Here is a 23,559-nt window from a genome sequence, read left to right as displayed (position 1 = left end):
CAGTCCGCCAGAATAGCGTCAGTCGATCGGCAGCGGCAGCAGGTTTCCGGTCGCTTCGCGCAGCGCGTCCCGCATGGCCGCGCGCGGGGCCGGGCGGCCGGTGAAGTGCTCCGCTTGGCCGAACGCCTGGTGCAGCAGCATGTCGAGCCCTGTCGCGAGGCGGCCTCCCCGCGCCGCCACCGCTTCGGCCAGCGGGGTCGGCCACGGGTGGTAGATGACGTCGAGGACGTGCGCGATCGCCGCCAGCTCCGCCACGTGCGGGGCCACCGCGGCGGGCGGGACGGTGTTCACCAGGACCGCCGACGACGCCAGCGCGGCGAAATCCGTCTCGGCCCAGCGAAGGACATCGACGTCGAGCGAAGCGCGCTTCGCCGCGTCGAGGGTTTCCGCCGCGCGGGCCGGTTCGCGCACCACCAGGCGGAGCTGGCGGACGCCGAGCGCCGCCAGGCCGACGACCGCCGCCGCCGCGGTGCCGCCCGCGCCGAGCACCACCGCCGTGTCGCCGGCGGCCGGCTCGTAGCCGCCGGCCGCGCGCAGGGCTCCGGTGACGCCTTCGACGTCCGTGCAGTCCGCGAGCCAGCCCTTCGACGTCCGGACCAGGGTGTTGGCCGCGCCGACGGCGGCCGCGCGCGGGGTCACCTCGGTGGCGTGGTCCAGGGCCGCGCGCTTGCCCGGCATGGTGACCGACAGCCCCGCCCACTCCGGGCCGAGGCCGTCGACGAGCGCCGGGAGCTCGTCGGCGCCCGTCTCGATCCGCTCGTACGTCCAGCCGGTCAGGCCGAGCGCGGCGAACGCGGCGCCGTGCAGCACCGGGGACAGCGAGTGCGCCACCGGCTTGCCGAGCACGCCGGCCTTGCGGGGCTCAGATGACACCGCGTTCCCTGGCCAGGTCGCGGTTCTTGTTGTGCTCGTCGTTGGTGACCGCGAAGCAGGACAGGCCGTTCTTCTCGCACTTGACGAAGTAGACCCAGTCCCCCGCCACCGGGTGCACCGCGGCCTGGATCGCGTCCGCGCTCGGCACCGAGATCGGCGTCGGCGGCAGCCCGGCGTTCTTGTACGTGTTGTACGCGCCGGACTTCACGCGGTCGCCCTCGTTGGTCAGCAGCGTCGGCCGGTCGAGGACGTAGTTGACCGTGGAGTCCATCTGCAGGCGCATGTTGATCGCCAGCCGGTTGTAGATCACCCGCGAGAGCTTGCCGAAGTCGGCCTTCACCGCCTCGCGCTCGATGATCGACGCGATGATCAGCGTCTGGTACGGCGTCATGCCCGGACCGGTCGACTGCGGGCTCAGCCCGGCGTTCTGGATCGCCTCGGTCGAGCTCTTCACCAGCTGCCCGAGGATCTCCTGCGCGTTCGCCCCGGGTTTGACGTCGTAGAGGCCCGGCGCGATCAGGCCCTCCAGCCTGCGGTCCTTGCGGTCGGCCTTGTTCGCCGGCTCGATCGCCCAGTCCGGCACGCCCAGCGTCTTCAGGTCCGCCCCGTCGACGGCCTTGCGGAAGTCGTCGGCGGAGACGCAGGTGCTCTTGCCGTCGAGCTGCGCGCACGACGCCTTCGCCATCAGGCTGTACACGCCGGGCGTGACCTTGCCGTCGGGCTGGGTGATGTCGTCGAACTGCGTGTACGGCCGGATCTCCAGCTGGCCCACGCGCGACGCCGGCGCGGTGATCCGGTCGACCGCGCTGGCCCCGGACATGTGCGACTTCATCACGTAGAAGCCGTGCTGGATCCGGGCCAGCTTCGGGTTGTCCTCGCCGGCCTTCACGAACGCCTTGCCGCTGGCGACGATGCCCGCGGTGGCGAGCTTCGCGCCGATCGCCGACGTCGAGTCGCCGTCGTCGACCTGGAACAGCACGTCCCCGTCGCCGGCGCCGTCGAAGTCCTCGTAGCCGAAGAACTTGGTGAAGCCGTAGTAGGCGCCACCGGCGAGCAGGGCGATCACCGCGATCGCGGCGACCCAGCCCAGGAAGCGCTTGCCCTTCTTCTTGCGCGGCTTCGCCGGTTCGTCCTCGTAGTCGTCGTACTCCTCGTCGTACTCGGACTCGTCGTAGCCGTCTTCGTACTCGTCGTAGTCCGCGTACTCGTCGTCCTCGGCGAAGAACTCGTCGGGTTCTTCGTGGGCCGGCTCGGCCGGGGCCTGCGCGGGAATGATGTCGGTGGGCGGGTCGTCGCGCACCGGCGGGGGCGGCGGACGGCGGCGCCGCGGCGGCTCGGCCCCGGCTTCGGGCACGCCGACAGAGCGGTCACCCGGCTGGCGGGGCCGCCGCGGGGGTTCGGGAGCCGCGAGCCGGGGGTCGAACTCGGCCTCGGGATCGAGGGCCGCCCGCCGCCGGCGTGACTCGACGTCGGGATCGGCGGCCCGCCGGCGGCGCGGATCGGCGCCTTCGGCCGGGTCGGGTGCCGGACCGCGGCGCCCCGGCGGAAGCTCCCCGGCCTCGGGTTCGCCGCGGCGGCGGCGCCGCGGAGGTTCGTCGGGCACGCCGCGCAAGCGGGCGACCGGCGCCTCGGCGCCCTCGTCGACGGGGCCGCTCCGCATCCGGGCGGCCTGCGCTTCGGCGGCTTCTTCGAGGTCGAGCATCGCCTGGTGCCGGCGCGCGGCCTCGGCTTCGGCCAGTTCCTCCGGGCTCGGCCGGCGACGGCGCCCCTCATCCGGCTCCGGCTCGGGCATCGCCTGACGACGAGCAGCTTCGGCCTCGACCAGCTCCTCCGGGCTCGGCCGGCGACGACGAGCAGCCTCGGCCTCGACCAGCTCCTCCGGGCTCGGCCGGCGGCGGCGCGGCGGCGCGCCCTCGTCCGGCGCGGGACGGCGACGGGGCTCGGCGGGGTCCGGGGCCGCGCGACGGCGGCGCGGGGCGGGGGTGTCGGCGCCCGCGTCGAGGCCGTGGCGGGCGCGGGCCGGGCCGGCGCGCTCGGCGTCACGGGGGTCGAAGTCGGCTTCGGCCGGGGGCAGCGCGGCCGGGGGTTCCAGCCGGCGACGCCGGCCGGTCGGCGGGGCGTCTTGGCCCGGGTCGGCGGGGCGGCCGCGGCGGGACGGCTGCGGCAGGTCGTACTCGCCGCTGTGCCGCGAAGCCTGCGGGAGCTCGTGGTACCCGCTCGCGCGCGGGTCTTCGCGGCGTGGTGCGGGACGGGACGGCGGCGGGGTGGCCGGTCCCGGTTCGCGCAGGCGCCTGCGCCCGCGGGGCAGCTCGGGGTGCTGCTCGTTCATCGGTCTCCCTCCCGGGCGCGGTGCGCAGCGGCGGCGTCGATCCAGGCCTGCAGGATCTCGACGGCGGCGGCCTGGTCGACCACCGCACGCTGCTTGCGGCCTTTGACCCCGCGCTGGGAGAGGATGCGGGATGCGGTGACCGTGGTCAGCCGCTCGTCGCCCAGCCGGACCGGCACGGGCGCTATCCGCCCGGCCAGGCGTTCAGAATACGCGATCGCCAGCTCGGCCGCCGGACCCTGCCGGTTGGCGAGCGTTCTCGGCAACCCCACGATCACCTCGACCACCTCGTGCTCGGTGACGAGGGCGGCCAGCTGGTCCAGATCACTGTCGTCGGTCGCATCGCGGGAGAGGGTAACCAATGGCGAGGCGAGCACGGGGGCCGGATCGCTGAGCGCCACCCCGACCCGGACGGATCCGACATCCACCCCGAGCCGACGGCCGCGGCCCGGATCGCCTTCGCCAGGCCGGTCCGGGCCGCGGTTTCCGCGGTTAACCAATGCCGGCAATCGCCGAACGCAGGGCGGTGACCGCCTCGGCCGCACCGGCCGGGTTGGTGCCGCCGCCCTGGGCCATGTCGGGCTTGCCGCCGCCCCGGCCGCCGATCTTCTCGGCGAACGACGGCACGAGCTTGCCCGCGGCGATGCCCTTGTCCTGGGCTGCCTTGGTCGTCGCGACGACGAAGCTCAGCTTCTCGCCGGCCGGCGAGAACAGCGCCACCACGCCAGGTCGCGCGCCGAGCCGGCCGCGGATGTCCGACGCGAGCGCGCGCAGGCCGTTGCCGTCGACGTCCGGGACGACCTCGGCGACGACCGTGACGCCGCCGATCTCCTGCGCCTTGTCGAGCAGCGAGCCCGCCGAGCCCAGCACCTGCTGGGTCTTGAGCTGCGTGATCTCCTTCTCGGCGTTCTTCAGCCGGGTCAGGACGTCCTCGATGCGGCCCGGCAGCTCCTCCGACGGCACCTTGAAGGTGTTCGCCAGCTGCGAGACCAGCAGCTGCTCCTTGCGGACGTACTTCAGCGCGTCCGAACCGACCAGCGCCTCGACGCGGTGCACGCCGGAGCCGATGGAGGCGTCGGAGACCAGCTTGACCAGGCCGAGCTGGCCGATCCGGTCGACGTGCGTGCCACCGCAGAGCTCGCGGGAGTACTCGCCCATGTCGACCACGCGGACGTCGTTGCCGTACTTCTCGCCGAACAGCGCGACGGCGCCCAGCTCGAGGGCCTTGTCCTTGGTCGTGGTGAAGCTCTGCACCTCGACGTTGGTCTGCAGGTAGTCGTTGACCTCCTGCTCGACCTCGGTCAGCACGTCCGCCGACACCGAGCCCGGGGTGGTGAAGTCGAACCGCATGCGGCCGGGCGAGTTCAGCGAACCCGCCTGCGCCGCGCGCTTGCCGTACGCGCCGCGGACGGCCGCGTGCACCAGGTGCGTCGCGGAGTGCGAGCGCTCGATCGACAGGCGGCGGTGCGCGTCGACCGAGCCGGTGACCTTCGTGTCGAGGCCGACCTCGCCGTCGACGACCTCGACGCGGTGCACGAACAGGCCGGGGACGATCTTCTGGACGTCCAGGACCTTCAGCTCGACGCCGTCGCCCAGCAGCACACCGGTGTCGGCGACCTGGCCACCGCTTTCGGCGTAGAACGGCGTGCGGTCGAGGACCAGCTCCGCCTTCTTGCCCGCGGCGACGCTGCGGACCGGCTGCCCGTCTTCGAGCAGCGCGACGACCTTCGCCTCGGCCTGCAGGTCGGTGTAGCCGAGGAACTCGGTCTCGCCGTGCTGCTCCAGGACCTTCCGGTACTCCGAGAGGTCGCCGTGGCCGGTCTTGCGGGCCGCCGCGTCCGCCTTCGCGCGGGTCCGCTGCTCGTTCATGAGCGTGCGGAAGCCCTCCTCGTCGACGGAGAGGCCCTGCTCGGCCGCCATCTCGAGGGTCAGGTCGATCGGGAAGCCGTAGGTGTCGTGCAGCTGGAACGCCTTGTCGCCGGCCAGCACGTCGCCGCCGCCGCGCTTGGTCTCCTCGGCCGCGAGGTCGAAGATGCGCGAGCCGCTGGTCAGGGTCGAGAGGAAGGCCTCCTCCTCGATCCGGACGACCTCGTTGATCCGGTCGAAGCCGTCGACCAGCTCGGGGTAGGTCGGGCCCATGGTGTCGCGCACGACCGCCGCGAACGCCTGCAGCACCGGCTCGTGCACGCCCAGCAGGCGCGAGGAGCGGATGATGCGGCGCAGCAGGCGGCGCAGCACGTAGCCGCGGCCGTCGTTGCCCGGGGTGACGCCGTCACCGATCAGCAGGACGCCGGTGCGGGCGTGGTCGGCGATGACGCGGAAGCGGACGTCGTCGGCGTGGTTCGAGCCGTAGCGGCGGCCGGAGAACTCCTCCGCGCGGCCGATGACCGGGCGCACGAGGTCGGTCTCGTAGACGTTCTCGACGCCCTGCAGGATCGTCGCGACGCGCTCGACGCCCATGCCGGTGTCGATGTTCTTCTTCGGCAGCTCGCCGATCGGCTTGTGGCCCAGCTTCGGGCTCAGGTCGCCGCGGACGTCCTGCATGAAGACGAGGTTCCAGATCTCGATGTAGCGGTCCTCGTCCGCGACCGGGCCGCCCTCGCGGCCGTACGCCGGGCCGCGGTCGTAGTAGATCTCGGAGCACGGGCCGCCGGGACCGGGCACGCCCATGTCCCAGTAGTTGTCCTTGCCGTCGCGCGACTGGATCCGCTCGCCGGGCAGGCCGGTGAGCTTGCGCCACAGGCCCGCGGCCTCGGAGTCGTCCTCGTAGACCGTCGCCCAGATGCGGTTCGGGTCGAGGCCGTAGCCGCCTTCGCTCTGGGGCTTGGTGATCAGCTCCCAGGCGTTCTCGATGGCGCCTTCCTTGAAGTAGTCGCCGAAGGAGAAGTTGCCGGCCATCTGGAAGAACGTGTTGTGCCGGGTGGTCTTGCCGACCTCGTCGATGTCCGGCGTGCGCACGCACTTCTGCACGGAGGTCGCGCGCGGGTACGGCGGCGGCGCCTCACCGAGGAAGTACGGCTTGAACTGCACCATGCCGGCGTTGACGAACAGCAGGTTCGGGTCGTCGAGGATCAGCGGCGCGCTGGGCACGCGCGTGTGGCCCTTGGCCTCGAAATGGCGCAGGAAACGATCGGTGATTTCGTGTGTGTCCACGGGTCAGTCCTTGCTGTGCTGTTCGTCACCAATCCAACCACAGTCACGGCCGATGGCTTTCGCGGCAACGGTTGCTTCCGCTCGAGGGGCGGCCTGCTTTTGGTCGGATTGGTGAGTGGTGGCGAAGAGGGGGACGACGGCGGCGGAAGGGTTCCGGGCGGGCCCGGATCAGCCCTCCGCCCGGCGAGCTCGCCGGACCGGGCGCCGGGCGGCGGCGTGCCGTCCTTCGGCGCGGGGCGCCGTGACGCCCGTCCGCTCCTCGACCATGTCGTGCAACTCCTGCTCCCGCTCGTTCATGCCCGCGCGCACTTCGGCGCCGAACGAACCCACGGCGCCGGCCAGCTCGCGCACGGCGTCGCCCAGGTTCGATGCTAACCCCGCGGGAGTGGCCTGACGAGCCGTTTCGGCGGCCTTGCGCGACAGCACGACCCCGGCGACCACGCCGACGCCGAGCCAGAACAGCCGCTTCACTTCGCGGCCTTCTTCGCGGCCTTCGCGGCGCTCTTCTTCTTGCGCGCGCGGATCGCCTTGGACAGGCCGTAGGACAGCGCCGCGGTCTTGACGAGCGGGCCGCCCAGCGTCGCGGTGAACACCGACGTCAGCGCGGAGACGTTGCCGGTGACGGCCTGCGCGTTCGACGTGATCCCGTCCACCCGCTCGAGCTGGGTGTTGACGTGCGTGATCGTCTGGTTCGCGCCGATCAGCAGCGGGTCGGTGTTGCTGTTGGTGCGCTCGATCGCTTCGGTGGCCGCGTCCAGCGTCTTGCCGAGCTTGATCAGCGGGATCGCCAGCAGGACGACCAGCACCACGAATGCTCCTGCGGCGATCAACGCGGCGATCTGCCCTGCCGACACGGGCCCTCCTCGGTTCACAGGTCTTGGGTGCTGGTGAGGTTACCGCCTGGCCGGGTCCCCGACCGTGTCACCCCGCCGCGCCCGGAAAACGCCTCGCGCCGGGCCGCCGCGGGGCGGTACACCTGGGCGATGGCCGACGACGACGGACCCGGCCGCCGCGTGCTCGCCGGGCCGGGCGGCGCGGCGGCCGACGTGCTGGCCGCGTTGCCCGGCGCCGACCTGACCACGGTGCAGCTGGAGGTGGCCCGCCGCCGCGCGGCCCGCCTGGCCGGTCCCGACGTGCTTCGCCGGCACCGGGCCGACCGGTTCGTGGCACCGAGCCCGCTGCCGGCCGGGCTGCTGCGGCGCGTCGAGGACGCCCTGCTCGCCGCGGCTTCGTCGTTCGAGCTGGTCACGCTCTCGCCGTTGACGCCGCTCGGCACGCACTCGGCGGTGACCGGCCTCGCGCAGCACCGGGTCGTCCCGACCGGCCGCGGCACCGAGGTCGCCGCGGACCCCACCGCGGGCCTGGCCCTGGAGGCGGCCGTCCGGCGCACCGGCCCCGGCCCGGTCCGCCTGGCGACGGTGCAGCGGGTGGTGCGCGCCCAGCAGGTCACCGCGGGGCTGTTCGCGCACTTCTCGCTGTTCGGCGCGGTGACGGCGGGCCGTGACCGCGGCAACCTGGGGTTCGAGCGGGAGCACGCCGCCGAGCACGCCCGGCTGCTGGCCGCGGGCTGCCGGGCGCTGGGCGCGACGGACGTCTCGCTCGGGGTCACGGTGCTGGATCCGCGGTTCGAGGGCCTGCTGGACGGCGCCGGCGTGCCGGTCCACCCGTTCCCGGACCGCGAAGGCGGCCGTGGCGGCTACTACGAAGGCCTCTGCTTCAAGGTGTACGCGGCTTTCGGCGGCGACCTGGCCGAGGTCGGCGACGGCGGCTTCACGCCGTGGACGCGGCGGCTGCTCGGCAACGCGAAGGAGCGGCTGATGACGAGCGGCCTGGGCGTGGACCGCCTGGCAACGCTCCTCCCGGCCTGAAGCACCCCAATGTGGCGTTCGGTGCGTCCAGCGCACCCAATGTGGCGTTCGGTGCGCTGGACGCAACCAACGCCACATTGGGGCGCTCGGGGCCGGGTCAAGCTTCCTTGAGCACCGCGCGGTAGAGGGCCGCCATGTCCTCGTCGCCGTGGCCCGATTCGACGGCGGCCTCCAAGTGCGCGAGGACCGCCTTCGCGCCCGCCACGTCGACGTCGTCGCCCGCCGCGGCCACCACCAGGCGGGCGTCCTTCGCCGCCAGCCCGGCCGGGAACGACGGCGGGTACTCGCCCGACAGCATCGCGCCGCCCTTGACGTGCGCGTAGCCGACGTCGAGGCCGCCGCCCGAGATCGTCTCCAGGAACAGCGCCGGGTCGAGGCCCAGTGCCTTGGCCAGGCCGAGGCTCTCGGCGGTCGCGTTGGTCAGCGCGAGCACCCAGGCGTTCACCACCAGCTTCAGCCGGCTGCCCCCGCCCGCCGGCCCCAGCCACTGCGTCTTGCTGCCCACCGCGTCGAACACCGGGGTGGCCTTGGGCCGGGCTTCCTCGGGGCCGGACGCCAGGACCTGGAGCTGCGCCTGCTCGGCGGGCTGCCGGGTGCCGAGCACGGGGGCGTCGACGAACACGACGCCGGCCTTCCCGGCGGCCGCGGCGAGGCGGTCGGTCCAGTCGAGGCCGACCGTGCTCATCTGCAGCCACAACGTCCCTGAGGCGGGCGAAGCGGCTTCGAACGCTTCGGCCACCGCGGGCCCGTCGGCGAGCATCGTGACGAGGGTGTCCGCGCCCGCCGCGGCCGCGGCCGCCGAATCGGCGACGGTGGCGACGTCGGCGAGGGGTTCGGCCTTGGCGCGGGTGCGGTTCCAGACCCGGACGTCGAGGCCCGCCTTCGCGATGTTCGCCGCCATCGGGGCGCCCATGATCCCGGTTCCCAGGAAAGCGACAGTCATGCCCTCATCGTGCCCAGCGGGCGCGCTCAGTAATCGCCGAGGAGGCAGAACGGGTGACCCGCCGGGTCGGCGTAGACGCGCCAGCCGCGGCCGCCGAGGTCGGGGTCGAGCAGCCGGCCCCCGTTCGCCAGGACGACGTGGTGGGACTCCCGGAAGTCGTCCACCTCGAAGTCGAGGTGGAACTGCTGCGGGAACGCCGGGTCCGGCCAGCGCGGCGGCCGGTGGTCGAAAGACCGCTGGAAGCCCAGGACCAGCCCGTCGAGGTGCAGGGTCGCGAAGTCTTCGTCGACCCGCCACCGCGGATCGGGCCGGTCCACGTCGCCGCCGGCCACAGCCTGGTAGAAGCGGGCGAGCGCGACCGGTTCCGGGCAATCCAGGACGATGCACTGCAGCGTCGCGGGCACGGGTTCGCCTCCTGCCGTCACCGGGACCCGGGTTCGGGTCACGTCGAGGCGCGAAGCTTACGAAACCCGATGATCTCGAACACCCCGGCCCGTCCGGTGATCAACCACCCGGGTTTTGTTCCGCCGCGGTCACTTTTCCCCGCGGATCGTCCGGCGCAGCTTGGGGACGCGTTCGGCGAGCGTCCGTTCGGCCCCGCGCTGGGTCGGCTCGTAGTAGTCCCGGCCGACCAGCTCGTCCGGCGGGTACTGCTGCGCCAGCACGCCTTCCGGGACGCCGTGGGGGTAGCGGTACCCCTGGGCGTTGCCGAGCTTCTTGGCGCCCGCGTAGTGCCCGTCACGCAGCGGGGGCGGCACCGCGCCCGCCAGCCCGGCCCGGACGTCGGACAGCGCGGCGTCGATGCCCGTGATCACCGCGTTCGACTTCGGCGCGGTGGCCAGGTGGATCGTCGCCTGCGCCAGCGCGAGCCGGCCCTCCGGCATGCCGATGAACTGCACGGCGTGCGCGGCCGCGACGGCCGCCTGCAGGGCCGTCGGGTCGGCCATCCCGATGTCCTCGCTGGCGTGCACGACCAGCCGCCGGGCGAGGAACCGCGGGTCCTCCCCCGCCTCGATCATCCGGGCCAGGTAGTGCAGCGCCGCGTCGACGTCGGAGCCGCGGATGGACTTGATGAACGCGCTGATCACGTCGTAGTGCTGGTCGCCGTCGCGGTCGTAGCGCACCGCCGCCTTGTCCACAGTGGACTCGACGATGGCGAGGTCGATCGCCTTCGCCTCGGTGGCCGAGGCCGCGTCCGCCGCCGCTTCGAGGGCGGTCAGCGCGCGGCGCGCGTCCCCGCCCGCGAGCCGGACGAGGTGGGCGCGCGCGTCCTCGCTCAGCGTCAGCTCGCCGCCGAGGCCGCGTTCGTCGGCCAGCGCGCGCTCGATCAGCTCGGTGATGTCCTCGTCGGTCAGCGGGCGCAGCTGCAGCACCAGCGACCGCGACAGCAGCGGGGAAACGACCGAGAACGACGGGTTTTCGGTGGTCGCCGCGACCAGCAGCACGGTGCGGTCCTCGACCGCGCCGAGCAGCGCGTCCTGCTGGTTCTTGGAGAAGCGGTGCACCTCGTCGATGAACAGGACGGTGTTTTCGGCGTTGTACTGGCGCCGCCGCCGGGCCTCCTCGATGACCCCGCGGACCTCCTTGACCCCCGCCGAAAGCGCGGACATCGCGACGAACCGGCGGCCGGTGGCGATGGAGACGAGGTTGGCCAGGGTGGTCTTGCCGGTGCCGGGCGGGCCGTAGAGCAGCACGGAAGCCGGCGCGGCCCCTTCGACCAGGCGCCGCAGCGGGGCACCTTCGCGGAGCAGGTGCTGCTGGCCGACGACCTCGTCGAGCGACCGCGGCCGCATCCGGACCGCCAGGGGCGAGCTCGCCGGGTCCGCCTGCGGTTCGCCCGTGTTCGCCCCCGTCGGTTCCGGCGGGGGCGCCAGATCGGCGTTCACGGTGAAGAGCTCGTCCTGTGCCACACCGATGACGTTAACCGACGGCACCGACAAGACCGCTTGCCGTGGCACCGGCGGCCGCGCTACCGTCGTGCTGACCGGTTGACCGAAAGTGCGATTCTGGTCAATAGGTCAAACGCTCAACGAATCCGCAGGTGAACCGCATGAGTCATCCGAACCGCGAACGCGCCGACCGCATCCTGGACGCGGCGGGCGAGCTGCTGCTGCGCATGGGCTACCGCAAGGTGGCGATCGACGACATCGCGCGCGCGGTCGGCATCGGCAAGGGCACCGTCTACCTGCACTGGCGCAACAAGGAACTGCTGTTCCAGGCGCTGATGATGCGCGAGTCGGCCGACCTGACCGACGAGATCCTGGCCGCGATCAAGGCCGACCCGGCGATGATCCTGCCGCACAAGATGATCTCGTCGTCGTTCCTCGTCACGCACCGCCGTCCGCTGGTGATGGCGATGCTGCGCGGCAACGCCGAGATGTTCGGCTCGCTCGGCGACCTCGCCCTGCGCAAGCAGCAGGACGAGCTGCGGGGGCAGTTCGAGGACGCGATGCTCCGGCGCGGGCTGATCCGCGCGGACGTCCCGAACGTGACCTACGCGCTGCACGCCGCGACGCTCGGCTTCTACCTCGGCGACACGCTGTCCGACGAGTTCGAGGGGATCGCCCTCGAGGAGAAGGCGGCCGTCCTCGCGCACATCATCCGCACCGCGTTCGAGCCGGCGGGGGAACCCGATCCCCTGGCGGTCGCGGACGTGGCCGCGGAACTGAGTTCGGCGCTCGAGGCGCTCGTCTCGGGCTACCGGAAAGGGATCTACGCACACGATCCCACCAGGGCACCCGGCTGATCCCGGGGCCGCACAGGGGAAAGAAGGGGCGGACATGACCACCACACTCGCCGACACCTGGGGCCTCCACGAATCCCAGTTCTGGCTGCGGGGGAAGCAACCGGAGGCGCGGGTGCAGCACGCGCCCGAGCTCGGCTTCTGGAGCGTCTACGGGCACCCGGAGGCCGAAGAGGTGCTCCGCGACCCGGCGACGTACTCCTCGGACACCACCCGGCTGGTGCCGCAGGAGATGATGAAGGACGCCGACCTCAAGGAAATGCAGGCGGGCAACCTGCTGCAGCTGGACCCGCCGCTGCACAACAAGATGCGCAAGCTCGTCAGCCGCGCGTTCACCCCGAAGGTCGTCGCGGACCTGGAGCCGCGCATCGCCGCGGTGACGAACGAGATGCTCGACGCGGCCGGCGGCGACGGCCGGCTCGAACTGGTCGAAGACCTGGCCTACCCGTTGCCGGTGATCGTGATCGCGGAGCTGCTGGGGGTCCCCGCGAGCGACCGGTACCTGTTCAAGGGCTGGGTGGACAAGCTGTTCGACTCCTCGGAACAGTTCTCGCTGAAGGAGCAGACGAAGACCCAGGAGGAGTCGGTCGCGAAATCCCTGGAGGGCCAGAAAGCGCTTGCCGAATACCTCGGCGCGCACGTCGACGAACGGCGGAAGCAGCCGCGGGAGGACCTGCTGACGAAGCTCGTCGAGGCAGAGGTCGACGGGGAACGGCTGACGCGCAACGAAGTCGTCAACTTCGCGAACATCCTGCTGCTGGCCGGGCACATCACCACCACGATGCTGCTCGGCAACGCGGTGCTGTGCCTGGACACCCACCCGGAGTGGGACGCCCGGGTCCGCGCCGACCGGTCGCTGCTGCCGGCGACGATCGAGGAGTCGCTGCGCTACCTCTCGCCGTTCGCGGCGGTGGCCCGCACGGCGACCCGCGAGGTGGAACTGGGCGGGGCGACCGTGCCCCCGGACCAGATGCTGCTGGTGTGGGTGGCGGCCGCCAACCGCGACGAGCGGGTGTTCGCCGACCCGGACACGTTCAACCCGCTGCGCGACCCCAACCCGCACCTGGCGTTCGGCCGCGGGATCCACTTCTGCATCGGCGCGCCGCTGGCCCGCCTGGAGGGGCGCGTGGCGCTGGACATCCTGTTCGACCGCTACCCGGCGCTGCGCACGATCCCGGGTGAACCGCCGAAGTTCCAGATCAACCCGAACATGACCGGGGTGCGCGAGCTGCCCCTCACCATCGGGTAGCGCCGGTTGCGCCCTGGGCGAAACCGCTCGCCCGGGGCGCCGCCGTGCCCGATGGTGAACCGATGACGGTGGCGGTCCTGTCCGACATCCACGGGGTGCTGCCCGCGCTGGAGGCCGTCCTGGCGGAGCCGGACGTCGTGGCGGCGGACCGGATCGTGCTGCTCGGCGACGCGCTCGCCGGCCCGATGCCGGTCGAGACCCTGTCGCGCCTGGAATCGCTCGGCTCGCGGGCGGTGTGGGTGCGCGGCAACGCCGACCGGGAGCTGGCGGCGTCCGCGCGCGGGGCGAGCGACTTCGTCCCGGACCCGATCTTCCCGTGGGCGGCTCGGCAGCTGCGTCCGGACCACCTGGCGTTCCTGGACGCGCTGCCCCTGACGGTGACGTTGGGCGACGTCCTGTTCTGCCACGCGACCCCGCGCGACGACAGCGAAATCGTGCTCGTCGACAGCCCGCTCGAACGCTGGGCGGAAGTGCTGGACGGCGTCACGGCGGGCACCGTGGTCTGCGGCCACACGCACATGCCGTTCGTGCGGCCGGCCGACCGGCGGCTGATCGTCAACCCCGGCAGCGTCGGAATGCCTTACGGCGCCCGGGGTGCGCACTGGGCGCTGCTCGGCGACGGCGTCGAACTGCGGCGCACGGAGTACGACGCCGAAGCGGCGTGCCGGTTCCTCGCGGAGCACTGCGCGTACCCGGACATCGAGGAGTGGGCGGACTTCTTCGTCCGCAACCCGGCTTCGGATGCCGAAGCGCTGCGCGTGTTCAGCGGGCGCGGAACGAGTTCCACATGATGACCGCGGCGTAGGGCAGGAACTCGCGGCCGCGGCGCCAGAGCCACGGGATGCCCTTGAGCACCAGCCACCCCACGTGCCCCGCGGCGCTCGGCTCGACACCGCCGCTGCAGGTGAGGCTCACCGGTTCCGGCACGGCGAACCCGGCGCCGGCCAGCAGCCCGGTGAAGCCTTCTGCGAGCATGCGGTGGCCGAGTTCGGAGGGGTGCAGGCGATCGACGCTCCACGACGCCAGCTCGTAGGCGCCGGGAAGCCGGTCGAGGTCGAGGCAGGGCACGCCTTCGCGGGCGACGACCTCGTCGATGGCCGCGTTGAGCTCGGCCACCCGGGCGCTGAGCGCGCGCTTCAGCGACGGCGGGAGGCGGAAGACCTTGCTGTGGTCGTGGAACCGGACCGGCACCACGGTGGTCCCGGCTTCGCGGAGGCGGTGGATCACCTCCGTGAGGTCGCCGGCGATGCGGCCGGCGTCGAAGTCCGGCCGGAGGGTGTCGTTCATCCCGGCGACGAGCAGGGCCACGTCCGCCCGGTGCGCGACGGCGGCGGGCACCTGCTCGGTGAGCACGCACCGCATCCGCGCGCCGGTGAAGGAGGGGTTGAGGTACCCACCGGCTTCCACCCCCAGCGCGGCGGCCACCAGCGGCCCGACCCCGCGCCACCCACCCCGCCGGGGCAGCGGATCCCCCAGCCCGACAGCGGTGGAATCGCCGAGCACGACGAGCCGCCGCGCCTGCTTGAGCTCGGTTTGCGGCTCCGGTACGACGGCGAGCACGGGCCGGGAGGGTTCGGGAGTGACTTCGACACTGATCACGGTCACGCCCCCGACCATCGGCCACGGAGACTCACGGCCGGTGAGGACGAGGTAACGCGACTCCGACACGGCGCCTAATTCTTGACGCTCACCTCACAGGTGCCGGAAATGTCCTTTTGGCGGCGAAGCGCCTTCCCCCGCCCTCCCTGGGGCTGCCCTCGTCCAGCGTATCGGCCAGGTCGGACAAATCCGGGCGGAAAACGCGCCGCCCGCCCGAGTTGTCCCCATCATGGCGCGGCTGTGGACAACCGGGCCGGGGGGTCAGCGGACCGGGGGGGTCAGCGTGCGGGCTCAGCCGCGCCACCAACCCGGAAATGGCCTGTTCAGCGCAGAGTGGGCCCAGCAGCTCGCGCCGCGCTCGCCCACCGCCGCCAGCACCCGGTGACCGCCACGGAAAGCCGCGAATGACTCATTCGGGACCACCAAGGACGCGAATGAGTCATTCGCGACCATCACCAACCCGCGACGCGACGCGACGGGACCGGGCGGGGCGCTCAGGCTCAGCGGAACGCGGGGTAGAACGCCAGGTCCGCGTGCGGGCCCAGCCGCGCCGCCAGGGCCGCCGCCACGCGGGCCGCGAACTCCGACACCGCCGTCATGCGCACGTACCCCGCGTGCCTCGCCAGGTCCCGCCACCACGTCACGAACGCCGCCTCGCGGCTCACCGGGGCCGCGTGGCGGGACAGGTCCAGCGACGCCAGCTCCTCGCCCGTGATCAGCCACACCCGCAACAACTCGCTGGTCGTCAGGTGCCCGGCCAGCGCGTCGTCATCAGCGAACGCCGGCCAGACGCCCACCACCTCCGCGCGCCAGGCCGCGATCATCGCCTCGCTCATGCCCGCCGGGAGGGCGAGCGCGTCCGGCCAGCTCGCGAACGGGAGCCTCAGGTGGGCCGCGTCGACCAGGGCCGAGCGGACGCAGCCGTATTCGAAGTCCAGGAAGCGGACGCCCTCGCCGGTCACCAGGTTGTTGTCCGGGCTGAGCTCGACCGGGCTGAACGCGCGGAAGCCCGCCGAGCGGGACTGCTCCAGCGCCGCCGTCACCTGGGCGCGGACCGCGTCCGGGACCGGGATGCCCAGGCGCTCCTGGATCAGGGCCGGCACGCCCGCGCACAGCTCGTCGACACCGCTCTCGTCACCCTTCGCCGGGCCGCCGAGGCGCCGCAGCAGGGCGTTGAAATCCGCTTCGCGGCCCGCGGTGCTCGCGTGCAGCCTGCCCAGCGACCGGGCCCAGGACAGCAGCGCGCGCTCGGCCGCGCGGGAGTCGCGCGCGTAGAGCTTGTCCTCCAGCGTCGGGGTGCGGCCGAGGTCCTCCAGCACCAGCGCGCGGTCGCGGCCGTCGTGGGCGAGCAGCTCCGGGCACATCCGCTCGTCCGGGGCCAGCGCCGTGAACAGCTGGTAGCTGACCGCCTCCTGGGCGAACGGGTCGGCGCCCGGGCCCGGCGGGTCCGGGTAGTGCTTGACGACCACCGTGCGCGGCAGCGCGAACGACGACGACACCACTCTCGCGCGGACCACCGTCGCCGGCCCGCTCCCCGCGAGGTCCTCGGGGGCGACCAGGGTGATCGCGCTGCCGAACCGGCGCGAGAGAACGGACTCGCCCGCCGCGACCGCCGCGGCGACGGCGAGCTGCTCGGCTCCTGCCCCGACCCCAGCGTCGCCGGTGGAGGAGGTGTCGACTGTCATTGTCACCGACCCTACTCGTGACTGAGCAACCATGACTACTGACATCCGGACAAGAAGACGCATCCCACCCGGATACGGGTCACCCGCGTGAAAGCGGACGCATCCCCACCGGTGAACGTTGCCCATTCCGGCGCACGATCAACACAATGGCCGCTGCTGCAACGATTCCGAGAAGGTTCACGAGCAGCTGACCCACCGATTGGAGGCATCGTCCCCACTCCCCCGCCACGGCCGCCACCATCGCGTAACCGGCGGCGGGCACGGTGGTCACGGAGATGAACACGCCCACCAGCGCGGCCGACTTCGCCGACGTCATGGCGAGCATTCCCGCCGCGCCCGCGAGCATCGCCACGACCAGGGACGGTACGCCGACGGAGAAGACGAAGTCGACTTCGCTGTGCTGTTTCAGCTCGAACGCCTTCTCCCCGAAGACGTCGGTCACCCGCACCAGCAGCGCACCGCCCAGCGTGACGACCATGGCCAGCGGGAAGCCGACCCCCAGCGCCGCACCGGCCAGCCGGACGAGGTCCCAGCGCCGCAGCACCACGCCCACCGCGAGCGCGGCCAGCGGGCCGAACTCCGGGCCGACGACCATCGCGCCGACGATCGTCACCGCGGAGTCCGTCAGCACGCCGACCGCCGCCAGCAGGCACGCGATGGTGAGGAACGCCAGGAACGTCACGTTGAGCCGCGACTCCTCACCCGTGCGGGCGAGCAGCTCCTCCCACACGACGGCGTCCGCGCCTTCGCCCGGCGCGGCTTCCTCCGCCTCGTCGGCGGCGTCCGACAGCGCGGTGTCGAGCGCTTCGAGCGTGATCCCGCCGGTGTGGTCGAGCTCGAGCCCGCACAGCGCGGCCACGATCTCGTCCGCGGCCTCGCGCGCGATGTCGGCCTCGACCAGGTCGCCTTCCGGGGACACGGCGGCCCCGCGGTGCACGACCAGGTGCGCGGTGCCGGCGTGCGCCCGCAGGACGTCGAGCGCCTCGGCGGTCTTGTCCGGCGGGCACACGGCCCTCAGGTGCAGCACTAGTTCTGGGGCGCGGGGGCCGGCTTCGCATCGATGCCGGCCTCCTTGCGCTGCTGCGCCGTGATCGGCGCCGGCGCCGCGGTCAGCGGGTCGTACCCGCCGCCGGTCTTCGGGAACGCGATGACGTCACGCAGCGAGTCGGCCTTGGCCAGCAGCATGACGATGCGGTCCCAGCCGAACGCGATGCCGCCGTGCGGCGGGGGGCCGAACTGGAAGGCGTCGAGCAGGAAGCCGAACTTCTCCTGCGCCTCTTCCTCGCCGAGGCCCATCAGGCTGAAGACCCGCTTCTGGACGTCGCCGCGGTGGATACGGATCGAGCCGCCGCCGATCTCGTTGCCGTTGCAGACGATGTCGTAGGCGTAGGCCAGCGCGTTGCCCGGGTCCTGCTCGAACTTGTCGATCCACTCCGGGGTCGGCGAGGTGAAGGCGTGGTGCACGGCGGTCCACTTGCCGGAGCCGACCGCGACGTCGTCGCCGATGTCCTCGACCGGCGCGAACAGCGGCGCGTCGACGACCCACACGAACGACCAGGCGTCCTCGTCGATCAGGCCGAGGCGCTTGCCGATCTCGTCGCGCGCGGCGCCGAGCAGCGGCTGCGTCGACGCGGCCTTGCCGGCGGCGAAGAAGATGCAGTCACCGGCCTTGGCGCCGGCCGCGGCGGCGACGGTTTCGCGCTCGGTCTCGGACAGGTTCTTCGCGACCGGGCCGCCGAGGGTGCCGTCGGAGTTGACGAGGATGTACGCGAGGCCGCGGGCGCCGCGCTGCTTCGCCCACTCCTGCCACGCGTCGAGCTGGCGGCGGGGCTGGTCGGCGCCACCGGCCATCACGACCGCGCCGACGTAGGGCGCCTGGAACACGCGGAACGGCGTGTCGGCGAAGAACTCCGTCATGTCGGTGATCTCGAGGTCGAAGCGCAGGTCCGGCTTGTCCGAGCCGTACTTGGCCATCGCCTCGTGGTAGGTGATGCGCGGGATGGGCCGCGGGATCTCGTGCCCGATCAGCTTCCACAGCGCCGAGACGATCTGCTCGCCGATGGCGATGACGTCGTCCTGCTCGACGAAGCTCATCTCGATGTCGAGCTGGGTGAACTCGGGCTGGCGGTCGGCGCGGAAGTCTTCGTCGCGGTAGCAGCGCGCGATCTGGTAGTACCGCTCCATGCCGCCGACCATGAGCAGCTGCTTGAACAGCTGCGGCGACTGCGGCAGCGCGTACCAGGAACCGGGCTTGAGCCGCGCCGGCACCAGGAAGTCGCGCGCGCCTTCGGGCGTCGAGCGGGTCATCGTCGGGGTCTCGATCTCGACGAAGTCCTGCGCGTGCAGCACCTCGCGCGCGGCGCGGCTGACCTCGCTGCGCAGGCGCATGGCGGCGGCCGGGCCGCTGCGGCGCAGGTCGAGGTAGCGGTGCTTGAGGCGGACCTCTTCGCCGACGTCGACGCGGTCGTCGATCGGGAACGGCAGCGGCGCGGCTTCCGAGAGCACCTCGAGCTGGGTCGCGAGGACCTCGATCTCGCCGGTGGGGATCTCGGCGTTCGCGTTGCCCTCGGGGCGCTTCGCGACCTCGCCGACGATCTTGACGCAGAACTCCGACCGCAGCGCGTGCGCGCGCTCGGCCATCTCGCCTTCGCGGAAGACGACCTGGGCGACACCGCTGGCGTCCCTCAGGTCGATGAAGATGACGCCGCCGTGATCGCGCCGCCGGGCCACCCATCCGGTGAGGGTGACGGTCTGTCCGGCCTGTCCGGCACGCAGGGTGCCGGCTTGGTGGGTGCGGAGCACTGCGACTGCTCTCCTTCGAGATGGGCTGCGAGCGGCGGTTGTCGCCACCGCAAGGCTAACGAACCGCCCAGCCTACGACGTCGGCGGGCGCTCGCTTCAGAGCACGTACTTGGGCCGGGCCTCCAGCGCCGCGACCAGGCGGTGCGCCTGCGCCAGGTAGGCCGCCACCTGGTAGATCCGGCCACCCGGGTGCGCCACCAGCCAGCTCGCCGCGGCCGACGCCGAGGCGAAGAACGGCTGGCCCGCGCAGGCCACCGCGTCGACGTTCTCCAGGCCGAAGCCGAGGTCGACCGCGGCCACCACCGCGGCCGGCGGGTCGGCCTGCAGGATCCCGTGGGACATCAGGTCGATCCGGATGTGGGTGCCGGTGACCGGGCAGACCGCGGCCGCGTGCACGCGCTCGCCGGTGGCGATGGCCAGCAGGAACATGTCGACCGAACCGTCCGGGCCGGCGCCGAGGGTGCCTTCGGCGGGCTCCAGCCGGTGGTGGGCGCCGCGCGGGGCGGGACCGGTCGAGACGAGGTCGCGGTGCAGCGTGAAGCCGATCAGCTCGACCAGCCGCCGGGCTTCCCCGGGGGTGACGCCGACGATCGCGGCCAGCCGGTCGACGCCGACGGGGTGCCGGCCGGCCCGGGTCAGCTTCAGCGCGGCCCAGGCGAGCCGGGCGGCCGCGACGCGATCGGTCTGCGAGGTCGTCACCGTCCGCTCCTTCCCGGGTCCATCCCTTCGACGTTAGGCGCCGGTGACGCGGGACGACAACGACACGATCGGACATTTTCCCGCAAGCCCAGGACAGCGCGGTGCGCCGGGCCCGCGATTACGTCGAACGGCGCAGCGCGTCACCCGGGTGGTCCACAATGGACTTTCAGAGCAGGCGCAGCTGCTCGGCGGGCGCGGCCGGTTCCCCGGCGGGTGCCGGTTCCGGGTCGCGCGGGTCGTACCCGGTCTTCGGGGCCAGCCCGTGCCGCCGCAGCAAGGGCGCGACGCGCTCCGCGAGCCGCTCGCGATACGCCTTCTGGACGTAGCTGCCCCGCGCGTACAGCTCCCGGTACCGCGGGACGAGCGCCGGGTACGAGCCGGCCAGCCAGCGGCCGAACCACTCGCGGGCGCCCGGCCGCAGGTGCAGCGGGAAGACCGTCACGCTCGACGCGCCGACGTCGGCGAGCTGCGCGAACAGGGCGTCGAGCGCCTCGGCGGAGTCGGTCAGCCACGGCAGCACCGGCGCCACCAGCACCGAGCACGGCAGCCCGGCGTCCCGCGCCTTGCGGACCAGTTCGAGCCGCGCCCGCGGGCTCGGCGTCCCGGGTTCCAGGCGGTGCTGGAGCTCGCCGTCGAGCAGCGCGATCGACACCGCGAGCCCGACCGGCACGTCGGCGGAGACGTCCTGCAGCAGGGGCAGGTCCCGCGCCAGCACGGTGCCCTTCGTGAGCACCGACAGCGGGGTGCCCGATCGCGCCAGCGCCGTGATGATGCCCGGCATCAGCCGGTAGCGGCCCTCCGCGCGCTGGTAGGGATCGGTGTTGGTGCCCATGGCGACGTGCTCGCGCCGCCACGACGGCTTCTTCAGCTGCGCGGTCAGCACCTGCGGGGCGTTGACCTTGACGACCACCTGGGTGTCGAAGTCGCGGCCGGCGTCGAAGTCGAGGTAGGTGTGGGTGTTCCGGGCGAAGCAGTTGTGGGACACCATGCCGTCGGCGATGAAGTCGCCGGTGCCGGTGGTGATGTCGAACAGCGGCAGCTGCAGGCCCAGCGGCTCGATCGCCTCGACGCGGCGGCGGCTCGCGCCGATCACGGTGCCGTCCAGCGACCGCTTCCACGCCACGGCCGGGTTGCTCACGTGCAGGAACCGCAGGACCTCACCGGCGCCGCCGAGCAGCCGGACCTCCTGGCGCGACGGGAACTTCGGCACCTCGTCGAGCTGGCGGGCGAAGCCGAACCGGGCGAGCGCGGCGGCGACGGCGTCGGTGATCTCGGGCTCGTCGTGCGCGATGGTGAGGATGCCGCGGCCGTAGCCGCCCGCGAGGTCGAAGACGCCGGCGAGGAAGCCGCGCTGCCAGTGCGCGTCCGGGTCGGGCGGCACCTTCAGGAAGCCGACGGACGACCCGAAATCGGGCAGGTATGCGAGCGCGCGGGCGGCGGCGTCCGGCTCCGCGGCGAACCCGCCGGAGCGCAGCATCCCGCAGAGGTAGCCGGCGCGGTACCCGAGCGTCTCGTCCGGCGTCGGCTCGAACCGGCCGGCCCCGATCAGCTCGGTGCCGGGCTCGAGGTGCGGCCGTTGCGCCGCGCCGAACTTACTGCCGGTGACGTGCTTCCAGCCCTTGCTCGTGAGGAACCGGTGGTCGCCGCCGGCGACGAGCCGGGTGCCGTCCTCCAGGGTCACCCGGTACGCGGCGCGCAGGGTGGTCCAGTGCGCTTCGACGCGGGTCGGCACCAGCCGCCGGGCCGCGCCGTGGCCGCGGGTGCCGTAGATCGCGTCCCCGACCTTCAGCTCGGACAGGGCCTTGGTGCGGCCGTCGGCCAGGAGGATCCGGGTGCCGCCTTCGAGGCAGTAGGTGCAGGCGTGGGAGCAGCCGCGGTAGGGGTTCACGGTCCAGCCGAAGGGAACGCCGGAGCCGGCGGGCACCTTGTTCAGCACCGAGCGCGCGTGCACCTCGTGGAAGGTGACGCCGTCGAACTCCGGTGACCGCACGGACCGCACCAGGCCTTCCAGCCCGGGCAGTGCCGGCTCACCCTCCCCTGCTCGCTGCCGATCCCATCGCACGGCGCCAGTCGAACATATGTTCTAGCGGGGTGTCAAACGGGTTCGCGGCAGGCGTACCGACGGCGCGCGCGGTTCAGGACGAGAAGCGGGCCAGGGCCCGGATCTTGTTCGTCGCGTCCAGCGCCGCCACCTTGTACGCCTCCGACAGCGTCGGGTAGTTGAACACCGCGTCCACCAGGTAGTCGACCGTCCCGCCGCAGCCCATCACCGCCTGTCCGATGTGGACCAGGTCGGTCGCGCCCGTGCCGAAGACGTGCACGCCCAGCAGCTTCCGGTCCGTCGTGGACACCAGCAGCTTGAGCATCCCGTAGCTGTCGCCGGTGATCTGCCCGCGCGCCAGCTCGCGGTAGCGCGCGATCCCGACCTCGTACGGCACCGACGACGACGTCAGCTGCGCCTCCGTCGCGCCGACGTAGGAGATCTCCGGGATGGTGTAGATGCCGATCGGCTGCAGCGCGCCCAGGCCGTTCGCCGGTTCGCCGAACGCGTGGTAGGCCGCCAGCCTGCCCTGGTCCATCGACGTCGCCGCCAGCGCCGGGAAGCCGATCACGTCGCCGACCGCGTAGATGTGCGGGACCTCGGTGCGGTAGTTCTCGTCGACCACCAGCCGGCCGCGCCCGTCCGCGGTCAGGCCCGCCGCTTCCAGGTTCAGCTCGCCGGTCAGGCCCTGGCGGCCCGCGGAGTACATGACGCCGTCGGCCGGGATGCGCTTGCCGCTGACCAGGGTGGTGATCGTGGCGTCGTCGGACACCGCGACGTCCGCGACCTTCTCCCCGAAGCGGAACGTGACGCCGAGGTCGCGCAGCTGGAACTTGAGGGACTCGACGATCTCCGGGTCGCAGAAGTCGAGCATCTGGTCGCGCTGCTCGACCACGGTGACGCGCGAGCCGAGCGCGGCGAACATCGACGCGTACTCGATCCCGATCACTCCCGCGCCGACCACCACGAGCGACGACGGGATCTGCTCGAGCCGCAGGATCTCGTCGGAGTCGAGGACGCGGGCGGCGTCGAAGTCGACGTGGGCGGGCCGCGCGGGGCGGGTGCCGGTGGCGATCACGACGTGGTCCCCGCTCAGCGTGCGGCGGTCGCCCGGGTGCTTGCTCTCGACGACCACGGTGTGCGCGTCGGCGAACGAGCCGGTGCCGGGGATGAGGTCGACGTGGTTGCGCATCAGCTGCGCGCGCACGACCTGGACCTCGCGCCCGACGACGTGCTGGGTGCGCGCGAGCAGGTCGGCGATCGTGATGTCCTGCTTGACGCGGTAGCTCGCGCCGTACAGCTCGCGCTGGTTCATCCCGGTCAGGTAGAGCACGGCTTCGCGCAGCGTCTTGGACGGGATCGTGCCGGTGTTGACGCACACCCCGCCGACCATGTCGTGCCGGTCCACGACCGCCACCCGTTTGCCCAGTTTCGCCGCGGCGATCGCGGCCTTCTGGCCGCCGGGGCCCGAACCGATGACGATGAGGTCGTACTCGTGCTCGCTCACGACGTCGAGCCTGCGCACCCGGGCGCCCCGGCGCAACCCCTCGCCGGTGAAGATCCGCGCACGACCCCGTC

20 protein-coding genes are annotated in these 23,559 nt (G+C 72.6%); 4 read left to right on the top strand and 16 right to left on the bottom strand.

What is annotated here, in order from left to right; all coding sequences use genetic code 11:
- Positions 1 to 18: 18 nt before the first annotated feature.
- The 6 genes from AB5J73_RS26395 to AB5J73_RS26370 form a co-directional block, all read right to left on the bottom strand.
- The gene (locus AB5J73_RS26395) at positions 19 to 846 is read right to left on the bottom strand and encodes a shikimate dehydrogenase (RefSeq protein WP_370973342.1); all 828 of its coding nucleotides are present in this window, start codon (positions 844 to 846) and stop codon (positions 19 to 21) included.
- A 16-nt stretch (positions 847 to 862) separates the two neighbouring features.
- Positions 863 to 3,202 carry an endolytic transglycosylase MltG gene (mltG, locus tag AB5J73_RS26390; protein WP_370961359.1) on the bottom strand — a complete coding sequence of 780 codons (2,340 nt, stop codon included), beginning with the start codon at positions 3,200 to 3,202 and terminating at the stop codon, positions 863 to 865.
- Positions 3,199 to 3,627 carry a Holliday junction resolvase RuvX gene (ruvX, locus tag AB5J73_RS26385; protein ID WP_315863291.1) on the bottom strand — a complete coding sequence of 143 codons (429 nt, stop codon included), beginning with the start codon at positions 3,625 to 3,627 and terminating at the stop codon, positions 3,199 to 3,201. Before ruvX ends, mltG begins: the two co-directional genes overlap by 4 nt.
- A gap of 64 nt (positions 3,628 to 3,691) precedes the next feature.
- A complete protein-coding gene (alaS, locus tag AB5J73_RS26380; RefSeq protein WP_370961358.1) occupies positions 3,692 to 6,352 on the bottom strand; it encodes an alanine--tRNA ligase in 2,661 nt (886 codons plus the stop codon).
- A 168-nt stretch (positions 6,353 to 6,520) separates the two neighbouring features.
- On the bottom strand, positions 6,521 to 6,823 hold the full coding sequence (locus tag AB5J73_RS26375) for a hypothetical protein (protein ID WP_370961357.1): 303 nt from the start codon (positions 6,821 to 6,823) through the stop codon (positions 6,521 to 6,523).
- The gene (locus AB5J73_RS26370) at positions 6,820 to 7,206 is read right to left on the bottom strand and encodes a DUF948 domain-containing protein (protein WP_370961356.1); all 387 of its coding nucleotides are present in this window, start codon (positions 7,204 to 7,206) and stop codon (positions 6,820 to 6,822) included. The genes AB5J73_RS26375 and AB5J73_RS26370 overlap by 4 nt, the downstream gene beginning before the upstream one ends.
- 129 nt (positions 7,207 to 7,335) lie before the next feature.
- On the opposite strand from AB5J73_RS26370, the gene AB5J73_RS26365 reads away from it, so the two are divergent.
- Positions 7,336 to 8,220, top strand: coding sequence for a hypothetical protein (locus AB5J73_RS26365; protein WP_370961355.1), 885 nt, complete (start codon positions 7,336 to 7,338; stop codon positions 8,218 to 8,220).
- A 97-nt stretch (positions 8,221 to 8,317) separates the two neighbouring features.
- Here the strand turns inward: AB5J73_RS26365 and AB5J73_RS26360 are convergent, their stop codons facing one another.
- The 3 genes from AB5J73_RS26360 to AB5J73_RS26350 all read right to left on the bottom strand — a co-directional run bounded on the left by AB5J73_RS26360 (position 8,318) and on the right by AB5J73_RS26350 (position 11,073).
- Entirely contained in the window at positions 8,318 to 9,163 is an 846-nt protein-coding gene (locus AB5J73_RS26360; RefSeq protein ID WP_370961354.1) for an NAD(P)-dependent oxidoreductase, read from the bottom strand.
- A 26-nt stretch (positions 9,164 to 9,189) separates the two neighbouring features.
- A complete protein-coding gene (locus AB5J73_RS26355; protein ID WP_370961353.1) occupies positions 9,190 to 9,567 on the bottom strand; it encodes a VOC family protein in 378 nt (125 codons plus the stop codon).
- 129 nt (positions 9,568 to 9,696) lie between these two features.
- Positions 9,697 to 11,073, bottom strand: coding sequence for a replication-associated recombination protein A (locus AB5J73_RS26350; RefSeq protein ID WP_370961352.1), 1,377 nt, complete (start codon positions 11,071 to 11,073; stop codon positions 9,697 to 9,699).
- A 140-nt stretch (positions 11,074 to 11,213) separates the two neighbouring features.
- Here AB5J73_RS26350 and AB5J73_RS26345 point away from each other — a divergent pair, with 140 nt between their 5' ends.
- From AB5J73_RS26345 to AB5J73_RS26335, 3 genes are all read left to right on the top strand, one after another.
- Complete coding sequence (locus AB5J73_RS26345) at positions 11,214 to 11,909, top strand: TetR/AcrR family transcriptional regulator (protein ID WP_370961351.1); 696 nt, start codon at positions 11,214 to 11,216, stop codon at positions 11,907 to 11,909.
- 34 nt (positions 11,910 to 11,943) lie between these two features.
- On the top strand, positions 11,944 to 13,155 hold the full coding sequence (locus AB5J73_RS26340) for a cytochrome P450 (RefSeq protein ID WP_370961350.1): 1,212 nt from the start codon (positions 11,944 to 11,946) through the stop codon (positions 13,153 to 13,155).
- 62 nt (positions 13,156 to 13,217) lie between these two features.
- Positions 13,218 to 13,946, top strand: a complete 729-nt coding sequence (locus tag AB5J73_RS26335; RefSeq protein WP_370961348.1) for a metallophosphoesterase — start codon at positions 13,218 to 13,220, stop codon at positions 13,944 to 13,946.
- Here the strand turns inward: AB5J73_RS26335 and AB5J73_RS26330 are convergent.
- The 7 genes from AB5J73_RS26330 to sthA form a co-directional block, all read right to left on the bottom strand.
- Positions 13,918 to 14,772 (bottom strand): SGNH/GDSL hydrolase family protein, encoded by an 855-nt coding sequence (locus AB5J73_RS26330; RefSeq protein ID WP_370973339.1) that lies wholly within the window; start codon positions 14,770 to 14,772, stop codon positions 13,918 to 13,920. The two genes, AB5J73_RS26335 and AB5J73_RS26330, sit on opposite strands and share 29 nt — an antisense overlap.
- 482 nt (positions 14,773 to 15,254) lie before the next feature.
- Positions 15,255 to 16,439 carry a phosphotransferase gene (locus AB5J73_RS26325; protein WP_370961347.1) on the bottom strand — a complete coding sequence of 395 codons (1,185 nt, stop codon included), beginning with the start codon at positions 16,437 to 16,439 and terminating at the stop codon, positions 15,255 to 15,257.
- 79 nt (positions 16,440 to 16,518) lie between these two features.
- Positions 16,519 to 17,466: a DUF389 domain-containing protein gene (locus AB5J73_RS26320; RefSeq protein WP_370961346.1), complete on the bottom strand. Its 948-nt coding sequence runs from the start codon at positions 17,464 to 17,466 to the stop codon at positions 16,519 to 16,521.
- Complete coding sequence (gene aspS / locus AB5J73_RS26315; protein WP_370961344.1) at positions 17,466 to 19,241, bottom strand: aspartate--tRNA ligase; 1,776 nt, start codon at positions 19,239 to 19,241, stop codon at positions 17,466 to 17,468. The genes AB5J73_RS26320 and aspS overlap by 1 nt, the downstream gene beginning before the upstream one ends.
- A 96-nt stretch (positions 19,242 to 19,337) precedes the next feature.
- Complete coding sequence (gene merB, locus AB5J73_RS26310) at positions 19,338 to 19,940, bottom strand: organomercurial lyase (RefSeq protein ID WP_370961343.1); 603 nt, start codon at positions 19,938 to 19,940, stop codon at positions 19,338 to 19,340.
- A 166-nt stretch (positions 19,941 to 20,106) separates the two neighbouring features.
- Entirely contained in the window at positions 20,107 to 22,002 is a 1,896-nt protein-coding gene (locus tag AB5J73_RS26305) for an intein-containing Rv2578c family radical SAM protein (RefSeq protein WP_370961342.1), read from the bottom strand.
- A 73-nt stretch (positions 22,003 to 22,075) separates the two neighbouring features.
- Positions 22,076 to 23,488 (bottom strand): Si-specific NAD(P)(+) transhydrogenase, encoded by a 1,413-nt coding sequence (gene sthA, locus AB5J73_RS26300; protein ID WP_370961340.1) that lies wholly within the window; start codon positions 23,486 to 23,488, stop codon positions 22,076 to 22,078.
- Positions 23,489 to 23,559: the final 71 nt, after the last annotated feature.

It is taken from the genome of Amycolatopsis sp. cg9 (genome assembly GCF_041346945.1).
Taxonomy (GTDB): Bacteria; Actinomycetota; Actinomycetes; order Mycobacteriales; family Pseudonocardiaceae; genus Amycolatopsis.
The sequence above is the reverse complement of the archived record's forward strand: the minus strand, read 5'-3'. Positions and strand labels throughout refer to the sequence as shown.